Here is a 5,855-nt window from a genome sequence, read left to right on the forward strand (position 1 = left end):
CCACTGAGAGCACCCGCCGACCCGCCCTCGGGCGCCGTGCGTAGGCTGAACCACATGAGCGACAGCACGAACAGCACGAGCACCGACGAGGGCACCCCCGGCAGCTACGTCACCCCGGGCCAGGAGTACACCCGCGACACCAACTACATCGAGGATCGCATCACCCGCGACGCCGTCGACGGATGGCCGGTCGAGGCGGGCCGCTACCGTCTCGTAGCCGCCCGCGCCTGCCCCTGGGCGAACCGCTCGATCATCTCGCGGCGCCTGCTCGGCCTTGAAGACGCCATCTCGCTCGGCCTGCCCGGGCCGACGCACGACGCCCGCTCCTGGACCTTCGACCTCGACGAGGGCGGTCGCGATCCGGTACTCGGTATCGAACGCCTCCAAGAGGCATTTTTCAAGCGGACCCCCGACTACCCGCGCGGAATCACCGTGCCGGCCATCGTCGACGTGCCGAGCGGAAAGGTGGTCACTAACAACTTCCCGCAGATCACCCTCGACTTCGCCACCGAGTGGGTCGACTTTCACCGCGAGGGTGCTCCCGACCTCTACCCCGAGCACCTTCGCGACGAAATCGACGACGTCGCCGAGATCATCTTCCGCGACGTCAACAACGGCGTCTACCGTGCCGGATTCGCCGGATCGCAGGGCAGCTACGAGCGCGCCTACACCCGCCTGTTCGACCGCCTCGACTGGCTCGAAGAGCGCCTCACCGACCAGCGCTACCTCGTCGGAGACACCATCACCGAGGCCGACATCCGCCTCTTCACGACCCTCGCCCGCTTCGACGCGGTCTATCACGGCCACTTCAAGTGCAACCGCAACAAGCTGATCGAGATGCCCGCGCTTTGGGCCTACGCGCGCGACCTCTTCCAGACCCCGGGTTTCGGCGACACGATCGACTTCGATCAGATCAAGAAGCACTACTACATCGTGCAGAGCGACATCAATCCGACGAAGATCGTGCCCCTCGGCCCGACCGAGAGCGGCTGGCTCGAGCCGCACGGGCGCGACGACCTCGGCGGCCGACCGTTCGGCACCGGAACCCCGCCCGAACCGCCCCGCCCGGGTGAAGAAGTGCCCGCGATCACGAAGGGCTGAGCGGCCCTCGTGACAGACCCTGTCGGCGACCACGAGGATCCTGCGATCCGTCATCGTCTCGACGCCATTCACGCCGACGCACTCGCTCTGGCCGGCCGCCTGACGCTCGATATCTCCGCCGTCAGCGAGGCGCGCGAGTCGTCGAATGTCGACGACGAGCACGACCCCGAGGGGTCGACGATCGCCTACGAACGCTCGCAATTGGAGGCGATCCGGCGGTCGGCCGAGCAGCGGGCCGACGAGGCTGCGGCTGCTCTCGCTCGACTCGACGCCGGAACGTACGGCTTCTGCATCTCGTGTGACCTGCCGATTCCGGCCGCGCGTCTGGGAGCCCGGCCGATGGCGGCGCTCTGTCTCGCCTGCGCCGCGTGACGTCGGTTCAGAACTCTGGCAGAAATGCCCCTTTTCCCCTCGGGCTGAGCCGAATCCGCCCGGTTTCGCTAGTTCTCTGAACCGGCGCCCCCGGAGCGCCGAACGCGACGTAGGCTGATTCCATCACGACGGGACGCCCCGCGCGGCCCGAACAATCGACGACGATTGGTGCGGAATGGCTACAGGCCGCGGCGCAGCCGGCTCCCCGGGGTCGAACCCGTGGCTCGCCCCTGTCCGAAGCGGACGCGGCGCCACCCCCAGCAAGGCCTTCGACTCCCGCGACGCTACCGACCATCACGACCCCCACGGGCGCCTCGTCGCCGAGTCGTGGGAGCGAGCCCGCCGCCGCCGCCTCGACCCGGAACGACTGCTCCCCTCACTCGAGCTGCCCGAGTCCGACCTCGGCGACTACCGACGCGACCATCCCCTGGCTCTTCTCCTGCCGGTGGTGCGCACCCTGCTGCTCGCCGACATCGAGGGCTCGGGGCTGCTGGTGGCCCTCGGCGACGAACGGGGCCGCCTGCTGTGGGTGGAGGGGGATCACTCGGCGAAGCGCCAGGCAGAGGGTATGCGCTTCGTCGAAGGGGCGGGCTGGGCCGAGAGCCGAGTAGGAACCTCGGCTCCCGGCACGGCTCTGGTGCTCGACCACGGCATGCAGATCCGCGGGTCGGAGCACTTCAATGTCTTCGTGCAGCAATGGAGCTGCACAGCGGTGCCCATTCACGACCCGGTGACGCGTCGGATCCTCGGCTTTCTCGACATCACGGGCGACGACCGCGCCGTCGCCGATCACACGCTGCCTCTGCTGCAGGCGACCGCCGCCGCTATGGAGTCGGAGATGCTCGTGTCGCGCCTTCGCGCATCACGGCGCACTACTCCGCCTCACAGTCGCGCGGCCCGGTCCAAGCCGAGCGCGTCGGCGACCCTGAGCACGCTCGGCCGTGACACCGCCATGATCTCGGACGGCCGACGCATCGTCTCGCTCACGGCCCGACACAGCGAGATCATCACGATCCTGTCGGCCCACCCTCGCGGAATCGGTGCTGAGGAGTTATCAGCGCTCGTCTACGGTGACGCCTCGGCGGTCACGACTCTCCGGGCCGAGATGGTGCGGCTCCGACACGCGCTCGAGGTGCTCGACCCGAGGCTCGCTCCGCTCTCCCGCCCGTACCGGCTGCCGAATCCGCTCGACACCGACATCGCCCGTGTCGACGCCCTGCTCGACCGGGGTGCGCACCGGCAGGCGGTCGACGCGTATTCGGGCCAGGTGCTCCCAGGATCCGCGGCCCCCGGCGTCGAAGACATCCGCGACGGCCTGGCCACGCGCCTCCGTGAATCGCTCCTCACGGGAGCATCGGTCGACGTGCTCCTCGCTTTCGCCGAGAGGTCGGGCGACGATTCCGATCGAGAGATCCTGATGGCCGCTCTCGGACTGCTGCCGGCTCGATCGCCACGCCGAGCCGGAATCGTCGCCCGGCTGGAGCGGCTCGACCGGCTGTGACCGCAGCGATGCCTGCGGCGCGGAGCACGAGCACCCGCCGCAACCGTCTGCAACCTTCGCCGTCGTAGAGTCCCGCCAGGCATCGAACCCACGGATGCCGCACGACAACGACGTCGAAAGGAATACGACAATGACCGTCACGACTCCTCCGAACACCTACGCCGCTCCGGGTACCCCCGACGCGAAGGTGCAGTTCAAGCCCCGCTACGACCATTTCATCGGCGGCGAGTACGTCGCCCCCGCGAGCGGGCAATATTTCGAGAATCCCTCGCCGGTGAACGGCAAGGTCTTCACCGAGGTGGCACGCGGCAACGCGGCGGATATCGATCGCGCCGTCGAGGCGGCCTGGCGTGCGTTCGACTCGTGGAAGAAGACGACGATCGCGCAGCGCGCTTTGATCCTCAACAAGATCGCCGACCGCATGGAGGCGAACCTCGAGATGCTCGCGGTCGCCGAGACCTGGGACAACGGCAAGCCGATTCGCGAGGCCCTGGCCGCCGACGTGCCGCTGGCTATCGACCACTTCCGCTACTTCGCGGGCGCGATTCGCGCGCAGGAGGGCTCGACCGGCGAGATCGACAACGACACGGTGGCGTATCACTTTCACGAGCCGCTCGGCGTGGTCGGCCAGATCATCCCCTGGAACTTCCCGCTGCTGATGGCCGTGTGGAAGCTCGCCCCGGCCCTCGCCGCCGGCAACTGCGTCGTGCTGAAGCCGGCCGAGCAGACGCCCGCTTCGATCCACGTCTTCATGGAGCTGATCGCCGACCTGCTCCCCGACGGCGTTCTCAACATCGTCAACGGCTTCGGCGTCGAGGCGGGGGCACCGCTCGCGTCGCACCCCAACATCCGCAAGATCGCGTTCACCGGCGAGACCACGACGGGCCGCCTCATCATGCAGATGGCCTCCGAGAACCTCATCCCGGTCACGCTCGAGCTCGGAGGCAAGAGCCCCAACGTCTTCTTCGCCGACGTCGCCGACGAGAAGGATGACTTCTACTCGAAGGCCCTCGAAGGCTTCACCTTCTTCAACCTCAACTCGGGTGAGGTCTGCACCTGTCCGTCACGGGCACTCGTGCAGCAGTCCATCTACGACGGCTTCGTCGCCGACGGCCTCGAGCGCGTCAAGCAGGTGAAGCAGGGCAACCCGCTGTCGCTCGACACCATGATCGGCGCCCAGGCCTCGAACGACCAGCTCGAGAAGATCCTCAGCTACATGGACATCGGCAAGCAGGAGGGCGCGAAGCTCCTGCTGGGCGGCGATCGCGCTGATCTCGGCGGCGACCTGACGGAGGGGTACTACGTCAATCCGACCATCTTCGAGGGGAAGAACTCGATGCGAATCTTCCAGGAGGAGATCTTCGGGCCCGTGCTGTCACTGACGAGCTTCAACGACTACGACGATGCGATCAAGATCGCCAACGACACCCTGTACGGCCTCGGTGCCGGGGTCTGGTCGCGCAACGGCGCCCAGCTCTATCGCGCCGGTCGTGACATCCAGGCCGGCCGCGTCTGGTCGAACACCTATCACCAGTACCCGGCGGGAGCGGCATTCGGCGGCTACAAGCAGTCGGGCATCGGTCGGGAGAACCACAAGATGATGCTCGATCACTACCAGCAGACGAAGAACCTGCTGGTGTCGTACGCCGACGGGCCCATGGGGTTCTTTTGATCGACACCGAGCCCGAGGCGGCGTCTGACCAGGCGCCGCCTCCCGAGCGGGCGCTGTCGCGGGTCGACGTCTCACCCGCGGCAGCCGCCTTCCTCGTCGAGTTGACGGCGAAGCACGGACCGCTCATGTTCCATCAGTCCGGCGGCTGCTGCGACGGATCCTCGCCCATGTGCTACCCGGTCGGGTTCTTTCGAGTGGGTGCCGTCGACGTCCATCTCGGAGATCTGTACGTGGAGGGGGTCGACCCGATCGAGGTCTTCATGTCGCGCAGCCAGTTCGAGTACTGGAAGTACACCCACCTCACAATCGACGTCGTCGCAGGGCGCGGAGCCGGCTTCAGCGTCGAGAGCCCGGAGGGCAAGCGGTTCCTGATCCGGTCGAGAATGCTCGATGACGCCGAGCTGACCGAGTTCGGCCTGGCTTAGCCGGGCTCGACCGTCTCGTCGCCCTCTCGCGATGGAAGCGCATAGACGCCGTGGCCCACCCGGGTCACGGCGCCTTCGCGAGCCAGGATCGACAGCGTCGACAACACGCTCGACCGCCGATAGTCGGGCAGAGCCGCCACGATCGCCGTCGCCTTGACCGGGCCGGAGACGAGGATCCGGGGAATCCGGTCGGCAAGAGAGCCGTCTGCGGCCCTGTCGTCCGCTTCGAGCGAGGCCGCCGCGGGATCCTCGAGTGCGTAGTCGCGCCTCGCCGCCTCCAGTCCCTCCGCCGTCACCCGCGTGGTGGCGCCCGCGGCTTTGGCATAGGGAGCCAGCGTCAGAGACTTACCGACGCGGTTGTACACGTTGGAGGCGCTCGTGCCCTCGTGCTCAGCGATGTCGGGGTACGACGAACCGCCGAGGAGTAGGACGGCCTCACCCTCGAGCCCGAGCCACTGGCCGAGACGGGCGATCTCCCACCCGGCGGTCGTGACCGCAGAGCCCCAGACCTCGATGTCAGAGCTGTACTCCGTCGTCAGCCGGGCGAGGTCGTCCAGGATCTCACCGATGCGCTCGCGGGCGTCGGCCACGATGTCGGCCGTGAAGGCGGGCGGGGTGTGAAGTTTGATCGGTCGTGACATTTGTGAAAGACTATCGAAGTTGCCCGGCGATCCGGGCATCCTCATTCTTCTGCTCACGCAGATCTGTTTTTCTGGAGTACCCATGGCATTCGCAATCGTGCGCGCCGGTGGTCGTCAGGAGCGCGTCGAGGTCGGAACGATTC

At 67.4% G+C, this 5,855-nt stretch carries 6 protein-coding genes; 5 read left to right on the forward strand and 1 reads right to left on the reverse strand.

Features of this window, described 5'->3' with window-relative positions; all coding sequences use genetic code 11:
• Positions 1 to 54: 54 nt before the first annotated feature.
• The 5 genes from ASF54_RS02515 to ASF54_RS02535 all read left to right on the forward strand — a co-directional run bounded on the left by ASF54_RS02515 (position 55) and on the right by ASF54_RS02535 (position 5,071).
• Positions 55 to 1,101 (forward strand): glutathione S-transferase family protein, encoded by a 1,047-nt coding sequence (locus tag ASF54_RS02515; RefSeq protein WP_055958431.1) that lies wholly within the window; start codon positions 55 to 57, stop codon positions 1,099 to 1,101.
• A 9-nt stretch (positions 1,102 to 1,110) separates the two neighbouring features.
• Entirely contained in the window at positions 1,111 to 1,473 is a 363-nt protein-coding gene (locus ASF54_RS02520; protein WP_235480908.1) for a TraR/DksA C4-type zinc finger protein, read from the forward strand.
• A 175-nt stretch (positions 1,474 to 1,648) separates the two neighbouring features.
• Complete coding sequence (locus ASF54_RS02525) at positions 1,649 to 2,974, forward strand: GAF domain-containing protein (protein ID WP_157509987.1); 1,326 nt, start codon at positions 1,649 to 1,651, stop codon at positions 2,972 to 2,974.
• Positions 2,975 to 3,104: 130 nt separating this feature from the next.
• The gene (gene exaC, locus ASF54_RS02530; protein ID WP_055961895.1) at positions 3,105 to 4,646 is read left to right on the forward strand and encodes an acetaldehyde dehydrogenase ExaC; all 1,542 of its coding nucleotides are present in this window, start codon (positions 3,105 to 3,107) and stop codon (positions 4,644 to 4,646) included.
• Positions 4,643 to 5,071, forward strand: a complete 429-nt coding sequence (locus tag ASF54_RS02535) for a DUF779 domain-containing protein (RefSeq protein ID WP_442855763.1) — start codon at positions 4,643 to 4,645, stop codon at positions 5,069 to 5,071. The genes exaC and ASF54_RS02535 overlap by 4 nt, the downstream gene beginning before the upstream one ends.
• On the opposite strand, the gene ASF54_RS02540 is transcribed toward ASF54_RS02535, so the two are convergent.
• Positions 5,068 to 5,712, reverse strand: a complete 645-nt coding sequence (locus ASF54_RS02540) for a hypothetical protein (protein ID WP_055958434.1) — start codon at positions 5,710 to 5,712, stop codon at positions 5,068 to 5,070. The two genes, ASF54_RS02535 and ASF54_RS02540, sit on opposite strands and share 4 nt — an antisense overlap.
• Between the last annotated feature and the right edge of the window lie 143 nt (positions 5,713 to 5,855).

The sequence above is a fragment of the Frondihabitans sp. Leaf304 genome (genome assembly GCF_001423105.1).
Taxonomy (GTDB): Bacteria; Actinomycetota; Actinomycetes; order Actinomycetales; family Microbacteriaceae; genus Frondihabitans.

Coding starts and splice junctions, on each gene's coding strand:
- ASF54_RS02515 (WP_055958431.1), top strand. CDS start 55: ATGAGCGACAGCACGAACAGCACGAGCACCGACGAGGGCACCCCCGGC.
- ASF54_RS02525 (WP_157509987.1), top strand. CDS start 1,649: ATGGCTACAGGCCGCGGCGCAGCCGGCTCCCCGGGGTCGAACCCGTGG.
- exaC (WP_055961895.1), top strand. CDS start 3,105: ATGACCGTCACGACTCCTCCGAACACCTACGCCGCTCCGGGTACCCCC.
- ASF54_RS02540 (WP_055958434.1), bottom strand. CDS start 5,712: ATGTCACGACCGATCAAACTTCACACCCCGCCCGCCTTCACGGCCGAC.